At 64.6% G+C, this 22,471-nt stretch carries 25 protein-coding genes; 10 read left to right on the forward strand and 15 right to left on the reverse strand.

What is annotated here, in order from left to right:
- Positions 1–121 precede the first annotated feature (121 nt).
- The 13 genes from BM136_RS19680 to sctU form a co-directional block, all read right to left on the reverse strand.
- Positions 122–520 carry a type III secretion system chaperone family protein gene (locus tag BM136_RS19680; protein ID WP_139219385.1) on the reverse strand — a complete coding sequence of 133 codons (399 nt, stop codon included), beginning with the start codon at positions 518–520 and terminating at the stop codon, positions 122–124.
- Positions 521–697: 177 nt separating this feature from the next.
- On the reverse strand, positions 698–1,153 hold the full coding sequence (locus BM136_RS19685) for a type III secretion system chaperone family protein (RefSeq protein WP_092974561.1): 456 nt from the start codon (positions 1,151–1,153) through the stop codon (positions 698–700).
- Positions 1,154–1,156: 3 nt separating this feature from the next.
- Positions 1,157–1,399, reverse strand: coding sequence for a hypothetical protein (locus BM136_RS19690; RefSeq protein ID WP_092974564.1), 243 nt, complete (start codon positions 1,397–1,399; stop codon positions 1,157–1,159).
- 170 nt (positions 1,400–1,569) lie between these two features.
- Entirely contained in the window at positions 1,570–1,770 is a 201-nt protein-coding gene (locus BM136_RS19695; protein WP_092974567.1) for a serine kinase/phosphatase, read from the reverse strand.
- Positions 1,771–1,978: 208 nt separating this feature from the next.
- Positions 1,979–2,224: a type III secretion protein HrpX gene (locus BM136_RS19700; protein ID WP_092974569.1), complete on the reverse strand. Its 246-nt coding sequence runs from the start codon at positions 2,222–2,224 to the stop codon at positions 1,979–1,981.
- 43 nt (positions 2,225–2,267) lie between these two features.
- Positions 2,268–3,242 carry an HrpD5 family protein gene (gene hrpD5, locus BM136_RS19705; protein WP_092974572.1) on the reverse strand — a complete coding sequence of 325 codons (975 nt, stop codon included), beginning with the start codon at positions 3,240–3,242 and terminating at the stop codon, positions 2,268–2,270.
- The gene (locus BM136_RS19710) at positions 3,239–4,174 is read right to left on the reverse strand and encodes a hypothetical protein (protein ID WP_092974574.1); all 936 of its coding nucleotides are present in this window, start codon (positions 4,172–4,174) and stop codon (positions 3,239–3,241) included. Before BM136_RS19710 ends, hrpD5 begins: the two co-directional genes overlap by 4 nt.
- 8 nt (positions 4,175–4,182) lie before the next feature.
- Positions 4,183–4,443: a type III secretion system export apparatus subunit SctS gene (gene sctS / locus BM136_RS19715; RefSeq protein WP_024978147.1), complete on the reverse strand. Its 261-nt coding sequence runs from the start codon at positions 4,441–4,443 to the stop codon at positions 4,183–4,185.
- Positions 4,444–4,453: 10 nt separating this feature from the next.
- Entirely contained in the window at positions 4,454–5,104 is a 651-nt protein-coding gene (gene sctR, locus BM136_RS19720) for a type III secretion system export apparatus subunit SctR (RefSeq protein ID WP_045205537.1), read from the reverse strand.
- On the reverse strand, positions 5,091–6,134 hold the full coding sequence (gene sctQ / locus BM136_RS19725) for a type III secretion system cytoplasmic ring protein SctQ (protein ID WP_092974577.1): 1,044 nt from the start codon (positions 6,132–6,134) through the stop codon (positions 5,091–5,093). The genes sctR and sctQ overlap by 14 nt, the downstream gene beginning before the upstream one ends.
- Before the next feature lie 40 nt (positions 6,135–6,174).
- Positions 6,175–6,771, reverse strand: a complete 597-nt coding sequence (gene sctP, locus BM136_RS19730; protein ID WP_092974580.1) for a type III secretion system protein SctP — start codon at positions 6,769–6,771, stop codon at positions 6,175–6,177.
- 6 nt (positions 6,772–6,777) lie between these two features.
- Positions 6,778–8,790 (reverse strand): FHIPEP family type III secretion protein, encoded by a 2,013-nt coding sequence (locus tag BM136_RS19735; protein WP_092974583.1) that lies wholly within the window; start codon positions 8,788–8,790, stop codon positions 6,778–6,780.
- 10 nt (positions 8,791–8,800) lie between these two features.
- Positions 8,801–9,955, reverse strand: a complete 1,155-nt coding sequence (gene sctU / locus BM136_RS19740; protein WP_254775701.1) for a type III secretion system export apparatus subunit SctU — start codon at positions 9,953–9,955, stop codon at positions 8,801–8,803.
- A gap of 283 nt (positions 9,956–10,238) precedes the next feature.
- Between sctU and BM136_RS19745 the strand changes: the two genes are divergently transcribed.
- From BM136_RS19745 to sctC, 10 genes are all read left to right on the forward strand, one after another.
- A complete protein-coding gene (locus BM136_RS19745; RefSeq protein WP_092974586.1) occupies positions 10,239–10,724 on the forward strand; it encodes an HrpB1 family type III secretion system apparatus protein in 486 nt (161 codons plus the stop codon).
- A gap of 20 nt (positions 10,725–10,744) precedes the next feature.
- Positions 10,745–11,131 carry a type III secretion protein HrpB2 gene (locus BM136_RS19750; RefSeq protein WP_024978154.1) on the forward strand — a complete coding sequence of 129 codons (387 nt, stop codon included), beginning with the start codon at positions 10,745–10,747 and terminating at the stop codon, positions 11,129–11,131.
- Between the two features lie 26 nt (positions 11,132–11,157).
- A complete protein-coding gene (gene sctJ, locus BM136_RS19755; RefSeq protein ID WP_254775709.1) occupies positions 11,158–11,940 on the forward strand; it encodes a type III secretion system inner membrane ring lipoprotein SctJ in 783 nt (260 codons plus the stop codon).
- The gene (locus tag BM136_RS19760) at positions 11,937–12,575 is read left to right on the forward strand and encodes a type III secretion protein HrpB4 (RefSeq protein WP_092974592.1); all 639 of its coding nucleotides are present in this window, start codon (positions 11,937–11,939) and stop codon (positions 12,573–12,575) included. The genes sctJ and BM136_RS19760 overlap by 4 nt, the downstream gene beginning before the upstream one ends.
- On the forward strand, positions 12,560–13,303 hold the full coding sequence (sctL, locus tag BM136_RS19765) for a type III secretion system stator protein SctL (RefSeq protein ID WP_092974595.1): 744 nt from the start codon (positions 12,560–12,562) through the stop codon (positions 13,301–13,303). The genes BM136_RS19760 and sctL overlap by 16 nt, the downstream gene beginning before the upstream one ends.
- Positions 13,300–14,619: a type III secretion system ATPase SctN gene (gene sctN, locus BM136_RS19770; RefSeq protein WP_092974598.1), complete on the forward strand. Its 1,320-nt coding sequence runs from the start codon at positions 13,300–13,302 to the stop codon at positions 14,617–14,619. The genes sctL and sctN overlap by 4 nt, the downstream gene beginning before the upstream one ends.
- Positions 14,616–15,113 carry a flagellar FliJ family protein gene (locus tag BM136_RS19775; protein ID WP_092974601.1) on the forward strand — a complete coding sequence of 166 codons (498 nt, stop codon included), beginning with the start codon at positions 14,616–14,618 and terminating at the stop codon, positions 15,111–15,113. Before sctN ends, BM136_RS19775 begins: the two co-directional genes overlap by 4 nt.
- A 34-nt stretch (positions 15,114–15,147) precedes the next feature.
- A complete protein-coding gene (gene sctT, locus BM136_RS19780; protein ID WP_092974604.1) occupies positions 15,148–15,996 on the forward strand; it encodes a type III secretion system export apparatus subunit SctT in 849 nt (282 codons plus the stop codon).
- A gap of 129 nt (positions 15,997–16,125) precedes the next feature.
- A complete protein-coding gene (locus BM136_RS19785) occupies positions 16,126–17,562 on the forward strand; it encodes a transcriptional regulator HrpB (protein WP_092974607.1) in 1,437 nt (478 codons plus the stop codon).
- Positions 17,563–17,631: 69 nt separating this feature from the next.
- On the forward strand, positions 17,632–19,416 hold the full coding sequence (gene sctC / locus BM136_RS19790; RefSeq protein ID WP_254775702.1) for a type III secretion system outer membrane ring subunit SctC: 1,785 nt from the start codon (positions 17,632–17,634) through the stop codon (positions 19,414–19,416).
- A 474-nt stretch (positions 19,417–19,890) separates the two neighbouring features.
- Here the strand turns inward: sctC and BM136_RS19795 are convergent, their stop codons facing one another.
- The gene (locus tag BM136_RS19795; RefSeq protein WP_092974613.1) at positions 19,891–21,105 is read right to left on the reverse strand and encodes a hypothetical protein; all 1,215 of its coding nucleotides are present in this window, start codon (positions 21,103–21,105) and stop codon (positions 19,891–19,893) included.
- Positions 21,106–21,174: 69 nt separating this feature from the next.
- Complete coding sequence (locus tag BM136_RS19800) at positions 21,175–22,452, reverse strand: hypothetical protein (RefSeq protein WP_092974616.1); 1,278 nt, start codon at positions 22,450–22,452, stop codon at positions 21,175–21,177.
- Positions 22,453–22,471 lie beyond the last annotated feature (19 nt).

The following is a 22,471-nucleotide window of genomic DNA, read 5'->3' on the forward strand; positions in this document are numbered from 1 at the left end:
TCAGGCACTGGCGTGGTCAATCGGCATACCACTTTGATGCGGCCGAATGACAAACACGTGTGCAATGCGAACGGGGTGTGACGGTGGCGAAGTTGCATGCCACCGGCCCACGCGCAATCCGTCAGTGCACCGACCACTTTGAGACCGATATGGCAGATGCTGCAAGCCCGCTCATTGCGTCAACCAGCAGAGCGCCCGTCGGGTCTTCGTGAAGCGTGTAAGGAAAGCGATAGACCAGCGTACCGGTGTGCGCCTGCTGCGCCACCACGCCCCGCGACGAAGCAGGCAGGCCGAGGCAGAGCCCGAGGATCACGTGCAGTGCTTCGTCAACGTTGATCTCGAGCGGCTTGCCGAGGTCGATACAAACCGTGACCGACTCAGGGTCGGCGTCTGCATCACACGTGAACCAGAGCTGATATGTGCCGATGTGGATGGGGTGCGCAGCGAACGGGAAGAACTCATCGGCGCGCAGAAGCGGGACGTCTAGGGGCGGAAGATACGGTGTGCGTGAGGCAGACATGAACGTGGATTGGCGATGCCCAGGCAGCCGACGCGTCAGCTTCAACGAGCACCTTCGCAGGTAATGCCGCGAGCGTACGGCGTTATATGACAGCGGACGTTCGCGTTCACGAAATCATCACGGACGCTGCGAAGCCGCTCGGGTGGAAGCGTTGTCGTTCGCCTCACGCATTGCGCGTTACGCACGAATCCACACGTAAGTACCGTTCGAGAGGTTCTCGAACATGTCGTCGGTCGTCTGCAGGATGTTGTCGCGCCAGTATCGGCCGTGCTCGGCATAGTGGCCCAGCAGTTCGGCCAGCTGTTCACCGTCGATGTCGGGGTCGTACGCCACGCGCACGATCAAGATGATGCCGCCCGTATCGCCATCCAGCCCGAGCTGGGCATGGTCTTGCGCATAGATGGTGACGTTGGCTTCGAGCATGAGGCGGAACACGCGCAGCGTGCGGCCGCCTGTGACGATGCCGTAGTCGAAGTTCAGGTAGAACGCATCGAGGTCCTCCTCGACCGCATCGATGATGACTTCGAAGCCCTCCACCGTGAGCCTGCCGGCGGCGATGATGGCATCGGCATCCGGAATCTGCAGATGCATGCACATGTCGCGGATGAGGCTGTCGCGCCGTTCGATGCTCATGCTTTACACCAGCAGGTCTTTGGCCGCTTTCGGGCCGGCTTCCATCAGCTTGGCGAATGCTTGCGTGCGGTTCAGTACATCTTCCAGATGGGCTGCGTTCAGCATGTCTTGCGTGCCGGCGGATACCACGGCTTGCAACGTGCCGGATGCGCGCGCACCTGTATGGGCGTGTACAGGGCGCGATGCGGATTGGTCCGGCGCAGGGGTTGCAGGCGCTGCGGAAACGTTGCGGTGGATCGGTGTCATGTCGGGATCGCGGTAGCAGGTCGGATTCAGTGAATCGGGCGGCGGCGCGATGGGCCGAGTACAGAGAACAGCAGAAGCGCGCGGTGCGGTGTGTTGAAAAACCGCTCGGGAACGGCGCGGCCCCGTTCCCGAACGTTGGCGGCACAAGGTGTGCCGTCCAGAACCGACCATTACGAGATCAGGTCCTTGGCGGCCTTCGGGCCCGCTTCCATCAGCTTGGCGAACATGTTGGTGCGGTTCAGTTCGTTTTGCAGCTTGGCTGCGTTCAGCATGTCTTGCTCGCCTTCCTTGGTGATGGCTTCGTTTTGAGCGTTGAACGACACGTCGCTAGCGGCATCGCGCACGCCTGCGGTAACGGTTTGAACGGTCATGGCAAACTCCTTTTCAGTGGATGAGTGGTCTCGGGTGAGAGCCGGGTTTTTCAACAACACCCCGGTATGGGATGTCGCTGATTCGGTTTAGCGAACGTGCTGCTGTTGTGTTCGCCGTGAAGTCATCATCGTGGATTTCGCTGCGCTGGACTGGCGAAGAGGCGAAATGTGATGTCGTCTCGCGAAGCCCGTCTGCGCGGTGCGCGTGTTATGCCGGGATCAACCCCGAGCACACTTGTGCCGCGCTGGAAAAACCATGCGACAGCACGCGAAGCTGCTCGCGGTTGTTGACGTCCGTCGCACGAATGGCGCGCTGTTCCATATCCATGGCGGTGTGTTTGAGCGCGTCGATGGCCTTGTTCAGCGGGCCGAAATCCTTTGGTCCTTCCTGCTTGGCAAAAGCCTGAATGCCGTCAAACGTTTCGATGATGTCGAGCGTGAAGTGGTCAAACATGGGTGTCTCCAGAAGAGGGGAATGGCAAGAACGTACAGGCGCCTTAACGCCGCGCAGCGAGAAAATCTTTGGTGCCGTCGGAGCTTTCGATGTAGCTCAGTTCATCCACCGAAAGTGCGGACGTGGCATCGGCTTTGGGGTCACGCACGCGTGCCTGCGTGATATCCAGGGCGATGTCCTTGATGTTGCCGCCCAGGTCGCTGCGCACATGGTCCGCCGTTGCACGAACCCGTTCCGGGTGCATGGCTGGCCCTGTGATGGAGAACCGGTTGCTGCCCAGATAGCTGATGCGCAGCCCCGGTTCCTGCAGCGATTCACGCAGGTTTTCAATGACCTCCTGCGCGATTGAAAGATCGGTGTGGACGGACGCTGACACCGCGCGCAGATCGCGCAGTGTGGCGAGCTCTTCGGCGGCTGAAGTCACGATGCCGTGCACGACGATCTCGTTATCGTGCTGCTCGATCTGCAAGCCGTCGATACGGTGCAGCGCTAGGCATGTGCGCACACGTTCCAGCAGCGGTATCGGTGCCGTGGCTGCGGAATGCGCGGCGGAGGATGTTTCGCGCGTCGATGCCAGCAGAAGTGCGCACGGTGTCAGCAGCGCGACTGCCGTCACGCCCATCCAGCCTTTGCGTGCACGGGGCCGGGCGGGCGTAGGTGTGTCGGAAGCAGGAGCTTGCGCGGCGGCAACGCTGTGAGTGCCAGCCTCTGCGGCTGCGGGCGATAGCACGCGCTCCAGCAATGCAAGGTCGGATGGCCATGCCTCACCGGCCGGTCCGACGCACAGAATGATCTCGCCAAAGCGGCGGGGGGTCAGGTCGGCCCAGGTGCTGCCGCCATCGTCGGATTCGATCAGGACGCCGTGTTCTGTATCGACAAGCAGCGCGAGCGGATCGCCCGCCCAATCAGAGATGCGGATGCTGGCTTGTGCGTCGGGGCCTACCGTCCAGCGGCCCGGAGTCAGGTCGAGGCATGCGCCGGCATGCGCGCCTGCCAACACGCGAATGTGCTTGTTCATGGTGATTGCGGGGAAGGATCAGGAAGCGGAGGCAGGGCCAGACCCAGCCCCGCCCGGTAAGACCAGATTTCAGTTGTCCAGCGGCGCGCGACGGCGCTGCTGCGTGCGATGCTTTCGCCGCGCCCGCGGCCAATGCGCGGCCGCGATGGACTCAGCAGCAAGAGCGGAAACAGCAGGTTGAATGTCTTTTCGCGGTCGGTCAGTGCGCTGGCGGCTGCGTGTTGTGGCGTGGTGGTTGCCAGCAGCCGGTCTTTCACGGCGGCCAGCGTGCCTGGCATGCCTTCAATAGGCGCTTGTTTCAGATAGCTGCGCAGGATGTCGAACGCCATGCGCAGCGGCATCGGGTGGCCCGTATGCATGGCGTGCCGTACGGCAAGCAACTCCTGTTCAAGCCGCTGGTAGCTGGACGACTCCAGCTCGGACAGCGGCGTGTCGGCCGGTAACGCGCCGGTCGCGGCGGCCCCGGCTTTCTGCGGGGAGGCGGAATCGGTCTCGGCGGCTTGTTCCTGCAAGTACTGCAGCAACAGGGCACGGCGGCCCTGGGCGCTGCGGTGGTCTCGCGACTGTTCGTCATCGCCGTCGCGCTGGTCCTGCCGGGATGACAGCCCAATCACCATGGGCTCGACCTTGCGCGCATGCTCCTCCAGCATCAGGAGCAATTCTTCGAACGTGCTGTCGGTGATCGGCTCTTCGGGCGAGCCCGCACCGCTGCGCTTGCCCGTGCGGGGCCGGCGCACGCGTTTTGCGACCTGCGCGATGTGCTTGTGATGGTGCAGTTGCTCTTCGACCAACTGCTCGGCCGCATGGTGGTGTCCATGCACGCCATGCCGATGGTGCTTGCGATGGTGCGGAGCAGCCGTGTTCGGCGGTTGTGCCGGTGCCGGATCGGGCAGAGAGAAAACGTTGGGCGTCGAAGCGGAGATACGTGTCATGACATCCCCTATTGGAAGAGCGATTGCAGGATCGTGTTGCCGAACTGCAGGATCGACGCCGCTCCCCAGGGCGCAGCCACCACAATCACCACCGATACGATGATGAGCTTCAGACCGTGCGAGATGCTGCTGTCCTGCAGCGAGGTCACGGCCTGCACGAACGAAATCAGCAGCCCGGCAATGGCGGACACCGCCACGGCGGGCAAAGACACCAGCAGGCACAGCATGAGCGCCGTGCTGGTCAGACGCGTGATGTTGTCGTAGTCCATGGCGGCCCCATTAACGATACGTGTTGACCAGGCCGTGAATCAGCACAGACCAGCCGTCCATCACCACGAAGAGCAGCAGCTTGAACGGAATGGCGACGTTGCTGGGCGTCACCTGCGAGAGCCCCAGCGCCATCAGCAGGTTGGCGATCACGAGGTCGATCACGATGAAGACCAGATACAGCAGGAAGCCGATGCGAAACGCCGCCGTCAGCTCCGTCAGCGTGAAGGCGGGCGCGAGGATGATGAGGTCGTCTTCCTTGAGCTGCGCGGCTTTGGCGGGGGGCCACAGCTGCTGCGCAGAGCGCATGAAGAACGCTTTCTCGCGTGCGTTGGTGTGCTTGTCCAGGAACTGCCGGAACGGCTCGCGCGCTGCGTCGAGCAGCGGCATGACCTGGCTGACGTTCGCGCTGGAATCATTGAGCTGCATGTGGGCGCGCTGCATCGCCTCCATGCCGACCGGGGCCATCACGAAGCACGACACGATCATCGCAATGCCGTTGAGCACCATGCTGGGCGGCACCTGTTGCACGCCCAGCGCGTTGCGCAGCAGGCCGAGCACGACCACGATCTTGGTGTACGACGTGACCACCATGGCGGCAAACGGCAACAGTGCAATGGCAACCGCCGCAATGATGAGCGAGGCGAATTCAATGTTCTGCATGGCGCGCGCTCATGGCGGAGATCTGCAAGCCGAGGTGTTCGCCCACTGCCACGAGCTGGCCGTGGCCCAGCGTCTGGCCATGGCAGACCAGGCGTACCGTGGCATCCCGCAGCAGGACGGGCAACTGCAAGACATGGCTGGGTGCCAGCGCAGCCAGCTCGGCCAGCGGCAGGCTCATCACGGCCACCTCAAGATGTACCGGCACTTCCAATGCTCCTACTGCGATGCCGTCAGTGCTGTCGGGTGTGGTGTCGTGCGCGGCGATGGTGTCGTCGTCAGCGAGCGTGGGAACATCGAGGATCGTCACGGTGCCTTCCTTGTAGTGACCATGGGCAGTGAAGTGGGCGCGTCGGCTGTCGCCGCATGTCAGGCGTACGGCGCCTGCATCGGTGTCGGGGCAATAGGCGTGCTGTCCCCAGCCGAGCAGAACGTCGCCGGCTGCAAGCGAAGAGAGGGTGTGCGTTGCGCATCGACGGCTGGCGATACGCACGCCCACCGGCAGACCGACAACACCAAGTTGCGCAATCACAGCGTTGCGATCGGCCATGGGTGGTGCGGGCGGGGCGGCATGCCAATCCAGCGTGGCGATGCGGCATGGCGTTTCACCATGTGGCCCATCCAGCCGCATCGGCAGTTCAGGCCGATCGCTACGTTGCGCATCGTTGTGTTCGGGTGCGAACGTCGCGAGGGCGGCATCTCCCAACCCGGCGGCAGACAGCGTGTCGAGCATCGGCGTCAGCCAAAGCCCGGCAAGCGCCGCGCGGCGTTGCGCATCGGCTTCGTGCGCGATGGCGTGGAGCGCGGGGTGGTTGGCGCCTTCAACCACAACGTCGACCGCGCACAGCGATGAGCGGATGCCCATTCGCACGGGCGCCTGCATGGGCGGCGCGTTTTCTACGGCGCGCAGTTGCCAGTGGCGACCATCGTCATCCGGAAACGGCGTGCCGATCAGCCGTGTCAACGCGGCCTGGGCTGGCGTGAAGGCACGCAGATGCGCATCGAGCGGGGATGGCGTAAGCCCGGTGTCCATAGCGAGTCGGCGGGAGGTGTCGGGTGGGGTGTGGCAACGGTCACCACACTTCGAGTTCGATATCGATGCGCTGCTCCAGCAAAACGTGGATGCGTTGGCGCAGCGCATCGCCATGCTCGGAGAGTAAGTCGCGCGCCCGTGGGTGTGCCGCCAGGAAGCGAAGCCATAGCGTGTGGGGCGAAAGGCGCAGGGTGAGGCGGGTGTCAGGCAGCACACGGGGGTCGAGATCGAGCGTGACTTCCCAGCATTCGCTGTTGGCTTTCACAACGCGGGAGCCGCAGAACCTGGAGAGCAGCTGCGCGAGATGCTCCGTCACGGTGCTCCCCACGCTGATCTCGGAGCACGTGCGCACCAGGCGGCTGGCCATGGCCGAGGTGTGCAGCGGCGGGGTCTCGGGCTGCGCTTCATCGGGCTGCGCGTCGGCGTGGTCTTGCGTGGGCGGTTCGTGCTCGGCGGTGTCTTCGCATGCAGCGTCGCCGTACGCATCGAGCGGTATCCAGCTGGCACTTTCAACCGCGCAGGGTTCGGCCGGTATGCCGGCGCGCCCGTCTGCGCTGCGTTGCGCTGCGGGCCGCCGGACGGGCGTGGTCGGGTGGACGATGGGTGGGGCTCGCCACAGGCGTACGGGCGTGGTCATGGCGGCTTACAGCGTGAGCTTGCCCACGGGCTGCAGATCAACGTACGCGCCCAGCTCCTGGAACGAATACACGTTCAGCGCCTGCAATCGCGGCTCGATCATGCGGCGGACATAGCGGCGGATGTCCATGGACGTGACGATGGCAAGCGCCCCCGCAGGCGTTGCTCCCGATTGTGGCGCGCTGCGGCTCATGTGTTCCAGCCGCGTGACGATGGTGTCGACCTGCTGCGGATCGAGCGTCAGGAAGTTCCCTGCTGGCGTGGGTTTGATCGCCTGGCGCACCGTCTGCTCCACCGATTGGTCCAGCAGAATGGCGGGCATCTTGCGTGAGCCACACGTGGCCTGGTGCGCGATCTGCCGCCCCAGATCGCCGCGCACGTACTCCACCAGCATCAACGTGTCTTTTTCTTTCGGGCCCCAGATGACAAGGCTTTCCAGGATGGCGCGCATGTTGCGGATGGGCACCTGCTCTTCCAGCAGGCGGCGCAGCACGTCGGCCATACGCTGTGCGGGCACGGCCTTCTGCGCCTCAGTGACCAGGCCGGGGTATTCGGTGGTCACGCGTTCCATGATCCACTGTGTTTCCTGCAGGCCGATGAACAGATGCGCGTGCTTGCGCAGCACGTGCACGACGTGGTCTGCAATCACCTGTTCAGCGTGGGGCGCGGTATCGGGGGCCGCCTCCAGTTGTGCGCGCATTGGTTCCGGCAGGTCGGATACCGATACCTTGCCGTCGGACACCGCCACCGGCTGGCCCGGGATGTCGTGCACCAGCACTTCATAGGCATCTTCGGGTTGCGCGGCGCTTTTCCATACGGCAATGCCGGGGAAGGGCAGGCCTAGCTCTTCAGCCAATGCGTGCCGCCCGCTTTGGAATGCAGCATCGAGTTTGGGAATGTCGAGTCCCTCTGCCAGCCGCGTGCCCAGACGAACCCCCAGGGGCGCCGTGAACGACGGGGCCTTGTCGGCAATCGTCGGTGCTTTGTCTTTCGACCCCTCGCGCAGCAGCGCGGGCAGGGTATCGCTGTCGGTCGTGCTCCCGGTGTTCAGGCGCTTGCGCAGCGTGTAGCCAAAGGCGAAGACCGCACCTGCCAGCGCGACAAACAGAAACGACGGAAACCCCGGCACCAGCGCAAAGCCGGCCAGCAACGCGCTGGCGGTGAACATGGCCCGCGCGCTGGTTGAAAGCTGCCGCACGATCTCCTTGCCGAGCGAGCTTGGCTTGGCGCCGTGGTCATCGTCAGACACGCGCGTGATCATCACGCCGGCCGCGACCGAGATCAGCAGTGACGGAATTTGCGACACCATGGCGTCGCCGATCGACAGCACGGCAAAGCGGTTGGCAGCTTCACCGGCCGTCATGCCGTGATACGTGATCCCGATCACGATGCCGGCCAGGATGTTGACCAGCGTGATGACCAAGCCGGCAATCGCATCGCCCTTGACGAACTTCATGGCGCCGTCCATGCCGCCGTGCAACTGGCTTTCCATGGCAAGCAGCGCGCGGCGCTTGCGGGCTTCGTCTGCGCTCAGGTGGCCGGCGCGCAGGTCGGCGTCAATGCTCATCTGCTTGCCGGGCATGGCATCGAGCGTGAAACGCGCACCGACTTCGGCCACACGCTCCGAGCCCTTGGCAATCACGATGAACTGCACAGTGGTGATGATCAGGAATACCACCATACCCACCACCAGGTTGCCGCCCACCACGAGCTTGCCGAAGCTCTCGATGATGTGGCCGGCGTCTGCATGCAGCAGGATCGATTTGGTCGACGCGATGTTCAGCGAGAGCCGCAGCAGTGTGGTGAATAAAAGCAACGATGGAAATGCCGACAGCGATGTCGCCGCAGGGATGTACATAGTCACCATCAGCAGCACGACCGACAGCGTGATGTTCAGCCCCAGCAGTGAATCGATCAGGACGGTGGGCAGCGGCAGCACCATCAACGCGATGACGGCAACCACCAACGCGGCGATGCCGATTTCGCCGCTGAATTCAGAGACGGCGGTCTTCTTGGCCATATCGGATGCCTCAGTTCAAGATGGAAGGGCTTGCGCCGGTGTGTCTGGCGCTGGTGTCTTTCGCGCCGATCTCGCCCACCCAGGCCAGCACCTCGGCCACGGTTTCGAACAGCGCTTCGGGCACGGGGTCGTTCAGCTTCACGAGGTACAGGGCACGTGCCAGCGGTGGGTTGCCGATGATCGGAATGCCCAGCGCCTGCGCTTCTTCGCGCAACCTCAGGGCTTCGTCGTCGACGCCCTTGGCGGTGATGCACGGCAGGCCGCACTCTTCAGGTGCGTAGCGAATTGCGACGGCGTAGTGCGTGGGGTTGACGATCACGGCTTGCGCGCCGGCCACGCTCTGTTTGGGCTTGGCCTCGTCCACCATCTGGCGTGCCAGCTGCTTGCGCTGGCCCTTGATGTGCGGATCGCCTTCGCTGTTCTTGTGCTCGCGCTTGACTTCGTCCTTGCTCATGCGGTGGTCGCGGATGAAGAGCCAGCGCTGGATGCCAAAGTCCACCGCGCCGAGCAGCAGGAACAGCAGACCGCCTGCGCCCAGCAGCTTCACCAGCATCGACATGCCAATCTGCGCGATATCCATGACTGGCTGATACGGCGTGCCTACGATGGTTGGCAGCAGCATCAGGACCAGCTTCCACAGCGCGGCCCCAACGGCGAGCGCTTTCACCAGCATCTTGAGCAGGTCGATCATCGAGCGCATGGAGAAGATGCGTTTCAGACCCGACGCGGGGTTGATGGCGCTCATCTTTAGTTCGAGCGGCTTGGTCGAGAGCACGATGCCCGTCTGCCCCCAAGTGGCAATCCATGCGACCAGCGCAAACACCAGGCTCAGCGGCAGCGTCATCAGCGCCAGCTGAAGCGCGACGTGGCCGAGTGTCTGTTTGAGCGTCATGGCCGGGTGCCGGCTGTTGTTCACATCCAGCGCAAGTTCGACCAGCGCGCGCCAGCGGTCGCCCAGCAGCGATGCCGTCATGGCAAGCAGCAGGCAGCCCGCCAGCAGCACGACGGCGGCGATCAGGTCGGCGCTCTTGGCGGTTTCGCCGTCTCTGTGCGCATCTCTGAGTTTCTTGTCTGTGGGCTCTTCGGTTTTTTCGTCCGACATGGCGGTGCCCTGGGTGTCGACGGAGGAGGCCGCGGCGTACGGTGCCGTAGCGATGCGACGCATTGTGCAGATGCGGGCGCGACGCGCTTGGCCGCTGAGCGAAGGCGGATGCGTCGTTCCGAAACCAGGGAAAGGACAAGGAGGAGGGCAAGGGCGGGGCGAGGCGAAAGTCGGCGGTCTTGCGTTGTGCGTACTGACGCACAGGGCCTGGCTAACTTCGGGGTCGGGCGCTCTTTTTCGGGGCGGCTGGCCGGCGCGCGGCATGCGGGCGTCTATGGTTCCACCCGAGGTCGGCCGGTGCACCCATGCCGGCATCGACATGACCCGACACGGAGAACCCTGCGATATGGAACCGATTCAATGTAGCAACCGCCTGCTGGGCGGGCTGCTCGAAGTCCTGATGTATGCAACGCGCAGCGGCCAGTTCGACAACGCGCAAACGCTGCTGACTGCGCTGCGCACGCTGCGCCCGAATTTTCGCGAACTCGACTTGGTGGAAGGCTGGCTGCTGGTGGGCCGCCATCAATACGCCGACGCCGCACGCATCCTGCGTGAACTGCACAACGGCGAGCGCGCCGAGAGCGTGGTGCCGTTTGCCTCGGCCATGATGGCCCTGTGTCTGAATGCCCTGGGCGATCAGGAGTGGCACGTATATGCCAACGAGGTGCTCGCGCGCGACGAAGACCCCGATTCCGTCGCGCTGGTGCGCACGCTGATCGGTGTGCAGGAAGAAATGGATGCCGGCACGTTCGGCACCCCCACCGCGGCGCCCGCCGCAGAGAGTGTGGATTTGAGCGCTTACCACAGCGCGCATTACTTCACCCGCGCCTAACCATCCTCCCGGAGTCCACCATGATCCAAGGTCCGACCGCCATTCCGCCGGTGACTGCCGGCACGCCGGGTACCGGCATCGCCCCGGCTGAAGCTGCCACGCCAGCGCCCGAGCTTGTCGCTCGCTTCGAATCCATGCTGCAGAACGCCAAGCACGGCCAGCACCACAGCAAGGCGCCTTCGGCCGTGGGCGAACTGGTCAAAAAGGAAGATGCCGCCGTGCAGGCGTCGATGGCGCGTGTGGAGGCCATGACCGAGGCCGAACGCGGCATGTCGGTGCAGGAAGTGGTGGCCGAAGGCGTGCGCGTGCAAATGGAGTGCGCGGCCACCATGACGAAGATCCATCTGGGCAGCACCATTGCGCATTCCGGCAAGAACGCCGTGCAGACCTTGATGCGGAACCAATGATGCGGACCGCGCTTCCATCCGGCCGCATGCGGCGCGGCGCGCTGGCACTGCTGTTTGTGCTGACTGCGTTGCTGGCGGGCTGCAACAAGCAGCTCTTTGCGCAGCTGAGCGAGGCTGACGCCAACGACATGCTGACCGTGCTGCTGCAGGCCGGCATCGACGCGCAAAAAAATTCGCCCGACGACGGCAAGACCTGGACGGTGATGGTCGACCAGGATGCCTTCGCCCGCGCGATGGAAGTCCTGCACAGCCACGGCCTGCCGCATGAAAAGTACGCGAGCCTGGGCGACATCTTCAAGAAGGACGGGCTCATCTCTACGCCCACGGAAGAGCGGGTGCGCTTCATTTACGGCGTATCACAGCAGCTTTCGCAAACGCTCTCGCGCATTGATGGCGTGGCCGTGGCCAACGTACAGATCGTGCTGCCCAACAACGATCCGTTGGCCACCGTGGTCAAGCCTTCCAGCGCGTCGGTGTTCATCAAATACCGCCCGAGCGCCAACGTATCTTCGCTGGTCCCCAGCATCAAGAACCTGGTCGTGCACAGCGTGGAGGGGCTCACCTATGAGAACGTCAGTGTCACGCTGGTGCCAGGCACCGTAGATGCGCCTAGCACCGATGCCGCCAGCCGCGCGCCTGCCGGCGTGTCGTGGGCCACGCTCGCGGCCGTGGTGGGTGCGCTGGGCGTGATCGTCCTGCTGTGGCGTGCCGCGACCCGGCTGTCTGCTGTGCGGACACGGCTTGACGCAGCGCGCGCGCGCTTGGAAGACAAGTTGCCGGCACGCTGGAAGAAGCGCGCGACAGCATGAACCGCACGAACGCCGCACCCGATCCGGCCGCCGCCATGATCCTGCGCATGTTGCACGCGTATCAAGAGCGGCTGCATGGGCTTGCGCACGTGCGCGATGCATCGGTGCTGGCCGTGCAAGGAGCCGATGTGCCGGCGGCAGCAGCCAAAGACTGGCGCCAGGTGTGCATCGCGCTGGGTGTGGGCCAGGTGGGCTTGCCGACATTGCTTTCGCATGCGCATCGCCTGGCGGTGCTGGAGAAGGACGATCTCCAGCGCGTGCTGGCTGCCCGCATGCTGATCGGCCGGCGCGCCGCGTTGGCGCGATGCATCGACGGTGCCTACCTCGCCGGCCTTGCCGGTCTGTTGGGGGAGGCAGCCCTCACCGCTTTGACGCAACGCGAGCACTGGGCGCCAGACGCCGGTGGGCCGCTGCCGGCGCTCGACTTGGCGCAGCTTGCCGAAGCGGGCCTGCATGCCCTGATTGCCGACGGTACGGTGTCGGATCCGTCGCTCGCGCAATTGATGCGCCTGACGATCGGCATGCAAGCGCCGGTACCGCCGTGCGCCGGCACTCCCACCGCTGAAACGCAAGCCGAAGCCTTCATGGCAACGTTGCCCGTTCTCTTTCCGGAGTTGTCATGGTTATTTGGTTGAGGCGCGATGCCCCGCTCGGCGTCAGCTCGGACGTGATCCGTGCGGAAGACTACGGGCACGTGGTCGAGCTGGATGCCGCGTGGCGGGCCGTGGAAGAGGCGCGCGAGGCCGCATTGGCGCAGGCTCACGCCCAGGCTGAAGCCGTCGTCGCACAAGCCCAGGCCAATGCCGACGAGTTGCTCAGGCAAGCCGAACAGCGCGCGCAGCGCAGCGCCAAGCTTGGCTATGCCGCCGGCCAGCGGCGTGCGTTGGAGGATTTTCACGCGACCATGGCCGCGCGCGCGTACGACGATGACGAGGCCACGCGCCGCGAGGAAGACCGCCTGATCGCCACGGTCATGCAGGCGGTCGAGCATGTGGTGCTGGAATCCGATCGCCAGGCGTTGTTCGCGCGCGTGGCCGCCACGCTCGGCCGCGTGCTGCAAAGCCAGGCGCGCCTGACGGTGCGCGTGTGCTCAGACGAGATCGAACCGGCTCGCGCCGCCTTCGCCAAGGCCGTGCAGACGGGCTCGCTCAACGCTGCCTTCGAGGTGCTGGGCGACGACCGCGCGGAGCCCGGGCATTGCCAATGCGAATGGGACCACGGCGTGGCCGACGCGAGCCTGCGTGTGCAATTGGCGGCGCTGCGACAGGCGCTTTCAGCGCGCAGGCGCAAGCCTCTCGAACATGCCGATCCGCACGCAGGCTTCGCAGATGACGACGGCGGCTTTGACGAGGATGCGGCATGACCAAGGCCGCGCTGATCGACGCCATGGACGAGGCGATCCGTAGCGTGGCGCCCGTCCAGCGGCTAGGCAAGGTCGTGGAAGTGACGGGCACGCTCCTGCGTGTGGGCGGCGTGGACGTCAAGCTTGGCGAACTGTGCACGTTGACCACACCGGATGGCACGGAGCTTCAGCAAGGCGAGGTGGTCGGCTTTAGCGAGCACTTTGCACTGCTGGCGCCCTTTGGCGGCGTGGTGGGCTTATCGCGCTCGACCCGCGTGGTGCCCAGCGGGCGCACGCTTTCGGTCGGAATCGGGCCTGGCTTGCTCGGCCGCGTCCTCGATGGCCTGGGCCGACCGGCCGACGGCGGCCCGCCACTGGATGTGTACGACTACGTGCCGGTGTTTGCGCAGGCGCCTGACCCGATGTCGCGCCGCTTGGTGGAGCAGTCGCTGGCCACTGGTGTGCGCGTGATCGACGGATTGGCCACCTTGGCGGAAGGGCAGCGCATGGGCATCTTTGCGCCGGCCGGTGTGGGTAAGAGCACGCTGCTCGGCATGCTGGCGCGCGGCACCGAATGCGACGTCAACGTGATTGTGCTGATTGGCGAGCGCGGCCGCGAGGTGCGCGAATTCATCGAGCAGATCCTGGGCGAGGAAGGCATGCGCCGCTCCGTGCTGGTGTGTGCAACGTCCGATCGATCGTCCGTGGAGCGCGCCAAGGCTGCGCATGTGGGCACCGCCATCGCCGAGTATTTCCGCGACCAGGGCCTGCGTGTGCTGCTGATGATGGACTCGCTCACGCGCTTTGCCCGCGCACAGCGCGAGATCGGCCTTGCCGCGGGCGAGCCGCCCACGCGGCGCGGCTTTCCGCCGTCGGTGTTTGCCGAGTTGCCGCGCCTGCTCGAGCGGGCCGGCATGAGCGCCACGGGTTCCATCACCGCGCTGTACACCGTGCTGGCCGAAGACGAATCCGGTAACGACCCCGTGGCCGAAGAAGTGCGGGGCATTCTGGATGGCCACTTGATCCTGTCGCGCGACATTGCGGCGCGCAATCGCTATCCGGCCATCGACATCTTGAACAGCCTGAGCCGTGTGATGACGCAAGTCGCGCCGGCCGACCATTGCGCCTCTGCTGGCCGCATGCGCCAATTGCTCGCCAAGTACAACGAAGTCGAGACCCTGCTGCAGATGGGCGAGTACAAGGAAGGCAGCGATGCCGTGGCCGACACCGCCGTGCAATGGAACGGATGGATGGAAGACTTCCTGCGCCAACGCACCGACGAGTGGTGCAGCCCCGATGAGACATATCGGCTGCTGAGTGAGGTGGGCCAGACATGAAGCGCAAGCGCTCCGCGGTATGGCACACGCTGATCGAAGCCAAAACGCGCCAGCGCCGTCGTGTCGAAGCGGAAATCGCTATCGCACAGCAAGCCGTGGCGGATGCACAAGCCGCCGCGCAAGACAGCGAAGCCGCGTGCGAGCGCGCGCACGAGCGGCTGCGCGGCCATATCGGCCGCATGGATGAGCTGATTGCCGCCCCCGTGCTGCTGGCCGACGCATACCTGCGCTACGACGCGTTTCGCGGCGAGCTGGACGACGCGGTCGTGCAGGCCGAGCACGACGTGGCGGCCGCGCACGCCGCCGTAGCCGAACGCGAAGCCGAACTCAAGGCGCGCCGCCAGGCCCTGGCGCGGCTCGATGCCATGCTCGACCAATGCCGCAAGACCGCAGAGCGGATCGACCAGCAGGAAGCCACCGAGCGCGAGCTTGCCACCGAGGAAGAGGCCGTGGAGGCCATCCTGGCGCGTCCGCGCCCACGCGCAGCGGCTTGATGACGAAACATTCTGACGATATTCACGCCCGCATATGGAAGCCATCGATACCGTTCTGCACGCCTGGTTTGATCTTGATGAAAGCGCGGAGGTCATCCTTGCGCTGCTCGCGCTGTCGTGCGTGCGCATCATGACCATCTTCGCGATCCTGCCGGCCACGAGCGATCAGTCTGTGCCCGGCACCGCACGCAATGGCGTGGTCTACACGCTCGCCATCATCGTGGCGACGGCGCAGCCACCCGCCGTGGCGGAACATTTGAGCGCGGCCCGGTGGTTCCTGCTGGCGGGCAAGGAGATTTTCCTGGGCGCGTGCTTAGGCTACGCGGCGTCCACGGTGTTCTGGGTTGCGCAGACGGCAGGCACGATCGTCGACAACATGGCGGGTTTCAACAACGTGCAGATGAGCAACCCGTTGCAGGGTGATCAGAACACGCCCATCGGCAACACATTGCTGAATCTGGCCGTGACGTTGTTCTATGCAGCGGGTGGCATGCTGTTTCTGCTGGGCGTGGTGTTCGAGTCGTTCCACTGGTGGCCGCTGGGCGCGACGCTGCCTGACATGAGCGCGGTGGCCGAGAGTTTTCTGCTGCAGCAAACCGATTCCATCTTCTCTACGGCCGTCAAGCTGGCCGCGCCGGTGATGATGACGTTGTTCCTCATCGACGCTGGCATCGGGCTGCTTTCGCGCGCGGCAGACAAGCTCGAGCCCGCGTCGCTGGGCCAGCCCATCAAGGGCGCGGTGGCCATCCTCATGGTCACGGCGCTGGTGGTGGCGATGTCCAGCCAGGTGCGGGACACGCTCACATACAGCCAGTTGCTGCAGCGGGTCAAGAACGGACTGGTGGGCGACGGCACGTCGCCAAAACCGAAAAATCTGCAGTGAGTATTGTTCAGCGCCTGACGAAGCTTTGTTGAGATTGTCGGTGCAGCGATTTCTTAGGATGTCCTTAGGAAATCAACACCAAGCGGCCCGCCCCTCGCGAGCTGCAATCTCTGACACGGGAGCGTCGACATGCTGGGAAACATCTACTTTGCTTTGGCCTCCGGATTGGCAGCACGCGAGCGCCTGCCGGACTATGCGAAGGCCGTCTTCGCGGAGGATTTCGACCGCGCGTATCAACTGGTCGATGAGCATGGCGGCCTGCACGGCAAGGAGGCGGGGGACTACGCCGGGGTGCTGGCCATGGCCGATGCATCGATGCTGCTGGAGTGCGATGAAGACGCCGAAGAAGCGTTCCGCACCGCGCAGCGTCTGATCCGCCATTCGGATGATCAACTGCGCGTGGTCTCGTGCCGCAACATGGGCTGGCAATCGCTGCTGCGCGATCGATATTCGGCCGCGGCAGGCTGCTTCTCCCGAATGGCCGACGATGACGGCGCGACATGGCTGCAGCGCGTCGAAGGCATGATGGGCCTGGCCCTTGTGCATCACCAGCTTGGTCAGCAGGACGCAGCAGACGAGGCGCTGCAATCGGCTCGCGCCATTGCAACGGAGCGTAATGATGCCGGCTGGCTTGCTACGCTGGATCTTGTCGTGTACGAGTTTGCGGTGCAGGCGGGCATCCGCTGCTCCAACCGCCTGCTGGAACACGCGTTCTGGCAGTCCGCCGAAGTGGGCGCCGCGATGCTGCACCACCAGGGCGGGCGCGACGGGTGGCCCGCCAACGGCAAGCACGATGCGAATGTGCCCGCGATGATCCATCGCCGCGCCGAGTACCTGAGCCTGCTGCGTCGCATCGCCGATGGCGATCGTGCGGCAATCGACCCGCTCATGGCGATCATCGGGCAATCGCGCCGCATGGGAAGTCGCCTGTTGATGCAGACGAAGGTGGAGGTTGTGCTGGCAGCGCTCAGCGGAGAGCAGCACGACGTGGCCGGCAAGGTGTATGACCAGATCTGCAATCGCGATACGTCTTTCGGCGCGCGCCGCTGGAATTTCGACTACCTCTACTGCCGCGCCAAGATGGCCGCGCAGCGTGGCGACGCAGCCGGCGCGCTCAAGTACTACACCGCCTATATGCAGGACGCCTTGCGCTGCCTGCGCACCGAATCGCCCGGCGTGCGCCGCGTCAGCCAGACCACGCCCGCCGCGTCACGTGCATCGGATGACGTGAGCGCGCGGCTGTCTGCCAAGTACCGCCGCGCCTATCACTACATCCTCGACAACATTGAGCGCTGTGACCTGACCACGCGTGAGGTGGCCGCGCACATCAACGTGACCGAGCGCGCGCTGCAGCTCGCGTTCAAGAGCGCGGTAGGCATGTCGCCCAGCTCGGTTATCCGGCGCCTGCGTCTGGAGGGCATCCGCTCCGATTTGCTGGACGAGGGGCGCGGGCCATCGAACATCATCGATACGGCATCGCGTTGGGGCATTCGCAGCCGCTCCGCGCTGGTCAAGGGGTATCGCAAGCAGTTCAACGAAGCGCCATCGGAAACCATCTGGCGTTAAGCCGCGGGCGCTGTATCGCCTGACCGCGCGCCGGTGCGGTCTGTCTTCTTCATTCTCACGAGTGCAACCATGCATCTGACTCGAATTGCGGGCCGGAAGGGGCGCGTGCTGGCCGCTTGCCGGTGCTTGATGGCTGCGGCCATCGCGGTGCTGTCGCTGGCCGGAAGTGCGGCTGCGGCGGTGATCCCGTGGCAGTCGCAAAAATTTGAATACGTGGCCGACCGCAAAGACGTGAAGGATGTCTTGCGAGACCTCGGCGCCAGCCAGCATGTCATGACCTGGATTTCGCCGCAGGTCGAGGGCAGCGTGACGGGCAACTTCAATGAAACGCCGCAGCGGTTTCTCGATCGCATGGCTGCCACGTTCGGCTTTGCCTGGTACTACGACGGCGCCGTGCTGCGTGTGACGGGCGCCAACGAAGCGCAGAGCGCCACCATCGCGCTGCAGCGCGCGTCCACCGCGCAGGTCAAGCGTGCGCTGACGCGCCTGGGCGTGACCGACCCGCGTTTTCCGGTGCTGTACGACGACGAAACGGGCAGCGTAGTCGTATCCGGGCCGCCGCGCCTGGTCGAGCTCGTGCAGGACATCGCACGCCTGATCGATCGTGGCCGCGAGGATGCCAACCGCACCGTCGTGCGTACCTTCCCGCTGCGCTATGCCTGGGCCACGGATCACACCATGCTGGTGGACGGCCAGTCCATCACCATTCGTGGTGTCGCATCCATCCTGAACAGTATGTACGGCAACAACGCACCGAGCACGGAGAACACGCCGCAGCGCGGCGGTGACCGCCGTGTCGACAGCGTCGCCCCTGGCGAGGCCAACGCAGGCCGTGGTGGTACGCGCGCGCTTTCAGGCCTGGGCGGCACGGATCGCAGTGGCGGCAAAGCGCCGCTGCCGCCAGGCGGTATCGGCCAATATGCCGGCGGCGGTTCTGTGGCGCCCCTGCCCAGCGGCGAAGGCCGCGGCCGCACGGATGCCTTCCAGGAAGACGGCGGCAGCGCCCCGATCATCCATGCAGACCCACGCAGCAATTCGGTGCTCGTGCGAGACCGCGCAGACCGCATGGCGGCCCATCAATCGTTGATTGAATCGCTGGACACGCGCCCGGCTGTGCTGGAGATCAGCGCCAGCATCATCGAGATCAGTGAGAGCGCATTGGAAGACCTCGGTGTCGACTGGCGTCTGCACAACAGCCACGTCGACATGCAAACCGGTTACGGCACCAACACGCAATTGGCCAATCCGGGCTCGCTCGATGCGGTATCCACAACAGCCAACGCCGCCGCCGCCATTGCCGCTACGCCGACGGGTGGTGTGTTGACCGCCGTGATCGGTGGGGCATCGCGTTACCTGATGGCGCGTATCAGCGCGCTGCAGCAGACCAACCAGGCGCACATTACCGCGAGCCCCAAGGTGGCCACACTCGACAACACCGAGGCCATCATGGACAGCAAGCAGAATTTCTACGTGCCGGTTGCGGGGTATCAGTCGGCGGATCTGTACAGCATTTCGGCGGGCGTGTCGCTGCGCGTGTTGCCGATGGTGGTGACCGATGGCGGCACCTCGCGCATTCGCATGAACATCCATATTGAGGATGGCCAGATCACCAGTCAGATGGTCGGCAACCTGCCGGTGGTCAACAAGAGCGAGATCAACACACAGGCGCTCATCAACGAAGGCGAAAGCCTGCTGATTGCCGGCTACTCGGTAGACCAGCAGACCAAGGGTGTGGATGCGGTGCCCGGGCTTTCGAAGATCCCGTTGTTGGGGGCGCTGTTCCGGCATGACCAGACGACGGGCCAGCGGTTTCAGCGGCTGTTTCTGCTGACACCGCGTGTGGTGGCGCTGTAGCGCTTTTGCCAATGTAGTCACGACAAGGCCTCCGTACGGGAGGCCTTGTCGTTCGTGCTCGCCGGCAATCCGGTCAGCGGCGGTTTGACAGCCCGGTGGCGTCTTACTGCACAAACGTATCCCACTCTGGTGCTGTGCGATGGGAAGCCGGTTGGGTCGTGCGCAATCCGCGTGGCCAATTGCGCCAGAAGACGCCTGTGCGTACCCGTTCCCTTGGCGCTCTCCGCCATCTTGCTGAGGTCCAACTCGAATCTGTGGCCGGCCCCTGACGCCAGCCGCGGTTTCAGTTCACTGTGCAGCGGTCCACAACTGCTGAACGCGCAGGCGTCTGCGAAGGGCGGCGGAATGGGTGGATCGAAGAGATTGAAGTTCGAGGCGAGGGGTGCACGACGGTGGCATCGCACCGACAGTGGAAAACAACGGCCCCACGCAAACATCGCGCGGGGCCGAGGTGAAACAAACGCAAGCAGTGGCTTATGCAGCCTTCTTATGCGTCGACGTGCTGGCGTGGGTGCCGGCGCTGACGCTAGCGTTCACCTGGCTCGAGCCGGAGGACTGCGGCGCCGATACGGGGGCCTTGGAGGTGACGTCGTCGCCATCGTCATCATCGTCGTCGTTGCCGTTCGACTTGATGGCGTTCAGCATGCGTTGATGCGCGGACTGCTGTTGCAGGAGTTGCAGCTCCAGAAGCGCATCCTGCCCGGTGGGGTCGGCGCCGTTGGGTTGAGCCTTGTTGTTGCCGTTGCCGTTGCCGTTGCCGTTGCTGGAGTCGACTTCGGCCTCGTGCTTCTTCTTGCCCTTGCGGCTCGCGTCTTCGTGGCCTTCCGCGACGGCTTGATGTTGCGTGCCGGTGTGGTGGGCTTCGGGTTGCGTAGCGTGACGTGTCTTGCGCGACGCGTGGAAATCTCCTGCTACGCCAGCGCCCGCAGCAGCAGCGCCGAGCAGCATGCCGCCGGTGCCATTGCCATCGCCGTTGCCGCTCACCTTGTCGAACAGTTTCTGTGCCTGTACGCCGGCCTCGGCCTTGGTGCCTTCCTTGGCAGCAAGCTTGACCGCATCCTTCAGGCCGCTGCGGCCGCCGGTCAGGGCGCCTTCCACCACAGAGTCGACCACCGTACCGCCCAGGTGCGTCTTCTGCAGTGTTGCCACGGCGGCGCTGGCAGCGAGGCCCTCGGGTGTCAGATCCGAGGCCAACTGGGCGGCGTTGCCAGCGGCTGAGCCGATATCGCCCAGCGCTTCACCAAAGCGACCATGCGCAGCCGCTTTGGCGGCGGCAATGCTGCTGTCCGCGAAACCGTTGACGCTGTCACCGATGCCCTTGACCGTGCGGTCGGCGATGTCGTTGACGAAACCGCGGGCCTTGTCGACCTTGCTCAGGGCCTTGTCCAGCCCCTTGCTCAGATGGGCGTTTTCCAGCGATTTTTCAGCCACGTCGAAGGCCGCGGTATTCAGATCCCGCAGGCCCTTGAAGGTGGCTTCGCCAACGCCCACGGCGTCGTGCAGCGCTTTTTGAATGCGCAGATGCACCAAGTCGTTGGTCAGGGCTGCGGTTTGCTTGGCGACGGCTTCCACGTCGTGGACGAGGTTCTTGCCTACGCTCTCGGCGGCGTGGGCGATGCCCTTGCCGACCTTGGCGATGTCATCGCCCAAGTGCTGAAAGGCGTGCTTGATTTTGCTGAAGATACTCATGGTGAGTCTCCTTGCTTGGGATAGCAAAAATGACGGCCGTTGCCGGCCGTTGGATTGACGAGCCTGGCCTTAGGCGCCTTGCACGTGGTTTTGCTGCTGTTGCGCGCCGCCGGCCTTTTGGGCTTGCAGTTGCTCCAGCACCTTGATCATGTCTTTGAGCAGTGTCTCGAGCTGGGCCATGGGGCTGTTGGCGCCATTGCTGGTGCCGTCTGCGCCGTTTGCGCCATCCGTCGCGGAGGTGTTCGGCGTGCCGGATGCACCGGACGCGCCGTTTGCCCCGCCGGCTGCCGTGCCGCCCGCTGCGCCACCTGCACCGTTTGCACCACCGGCCGCACCAGCGTTGCCTGCGCCACCCACACCAGCGCCGCCGCCTTGCGTTTGGTCACCGCCAAGCGCCTGTTGCTGTTGTTGGGCCAGCATCTTCAGTAGATCGTCCAACACCTTCAGGAGTTGTTCGATCATGGAGTCGTTGCTCTTCTGGCCACTGGCCTCGGCACCATTGGCGTTGTCTGCACCCGATGCGCCATCGGCTGCGCTGGAGCCGTCGGCGCCGTTTGCACCGCTGGCATCGCCCGTGCTGTCAGCGCCGTCTGCGCCACCGGCATCGCCTGCGCTGGTGGAGCCGTCAGCACCACTGGCATCGCCCGTGCTGTCGGAGCCGTTAGCGCCGCCGGCATCGCCTGTGCTGTTGGAGCCGTCGGCACCACCAGCGTCGCCGGCACCGGCGCCAGCATCAGCGCCACCTGCTGCGCCTGCGCCGGCACCGCCATCAGCCCCGCCGAACGCGTTCGACATCATCTGCTGCTGCATCAGTTGCAACGCGTCGTCGAGCATCTGGAGCATGTCGTCCATATTGAGGCCCTTGCCGCCGTTGGCACCACCTGCGCCGTCGACGCCCTTGGCGCCTTCGCCGGTGTCGAGCGTGTGCTGCATCTGCTCGCTGAGCTTCATGAACTTCAGCAGGTCTTCCAGCAGCTTCATGAGCGCTTGCATCGGGTCTTGGCTGCTGGAGTCGTCCCCGTTGTCATCGCCAACTTGCTGACCCTTGCTGGCACCCTGCGCGCCTTGCGAACCTTGGGCGCCTTGCGCACCTTGGCTTGCAGAAGGGCCATGCGCAGCACCCGCGCCCTGGGCGCCACCGCCGGCTGCGCCACCCGAGCCGCCGCCCGCACCCGCATTGGCGCCGCCTTGTGCGGTGGCGTTGCGCAGCATGGCTTCAAGCACCTTCAGGATGTCTTGAACGAGATGCTGCAGCGGGCTTTCGGCCTGGTTCTGTTTGCCGGGCTGATCCAGTTGGAGCTGGGTCGAGATATTCAGTGAAGCGTTGTCTTGGACCTTCATATTCATGTGTCACCTCAGTGGGCAG

Origin of the sequence: Ralstonia sp. NFACC01 (assembly GCF_900115545.1) — a bacterium.
Lineage (GTDB): Bacteria > Pseudomonadota > Gammaproteobacteria > Burkholderiales > Burkholderiaceae > Ralstonia > Ralstonia mojiangensis.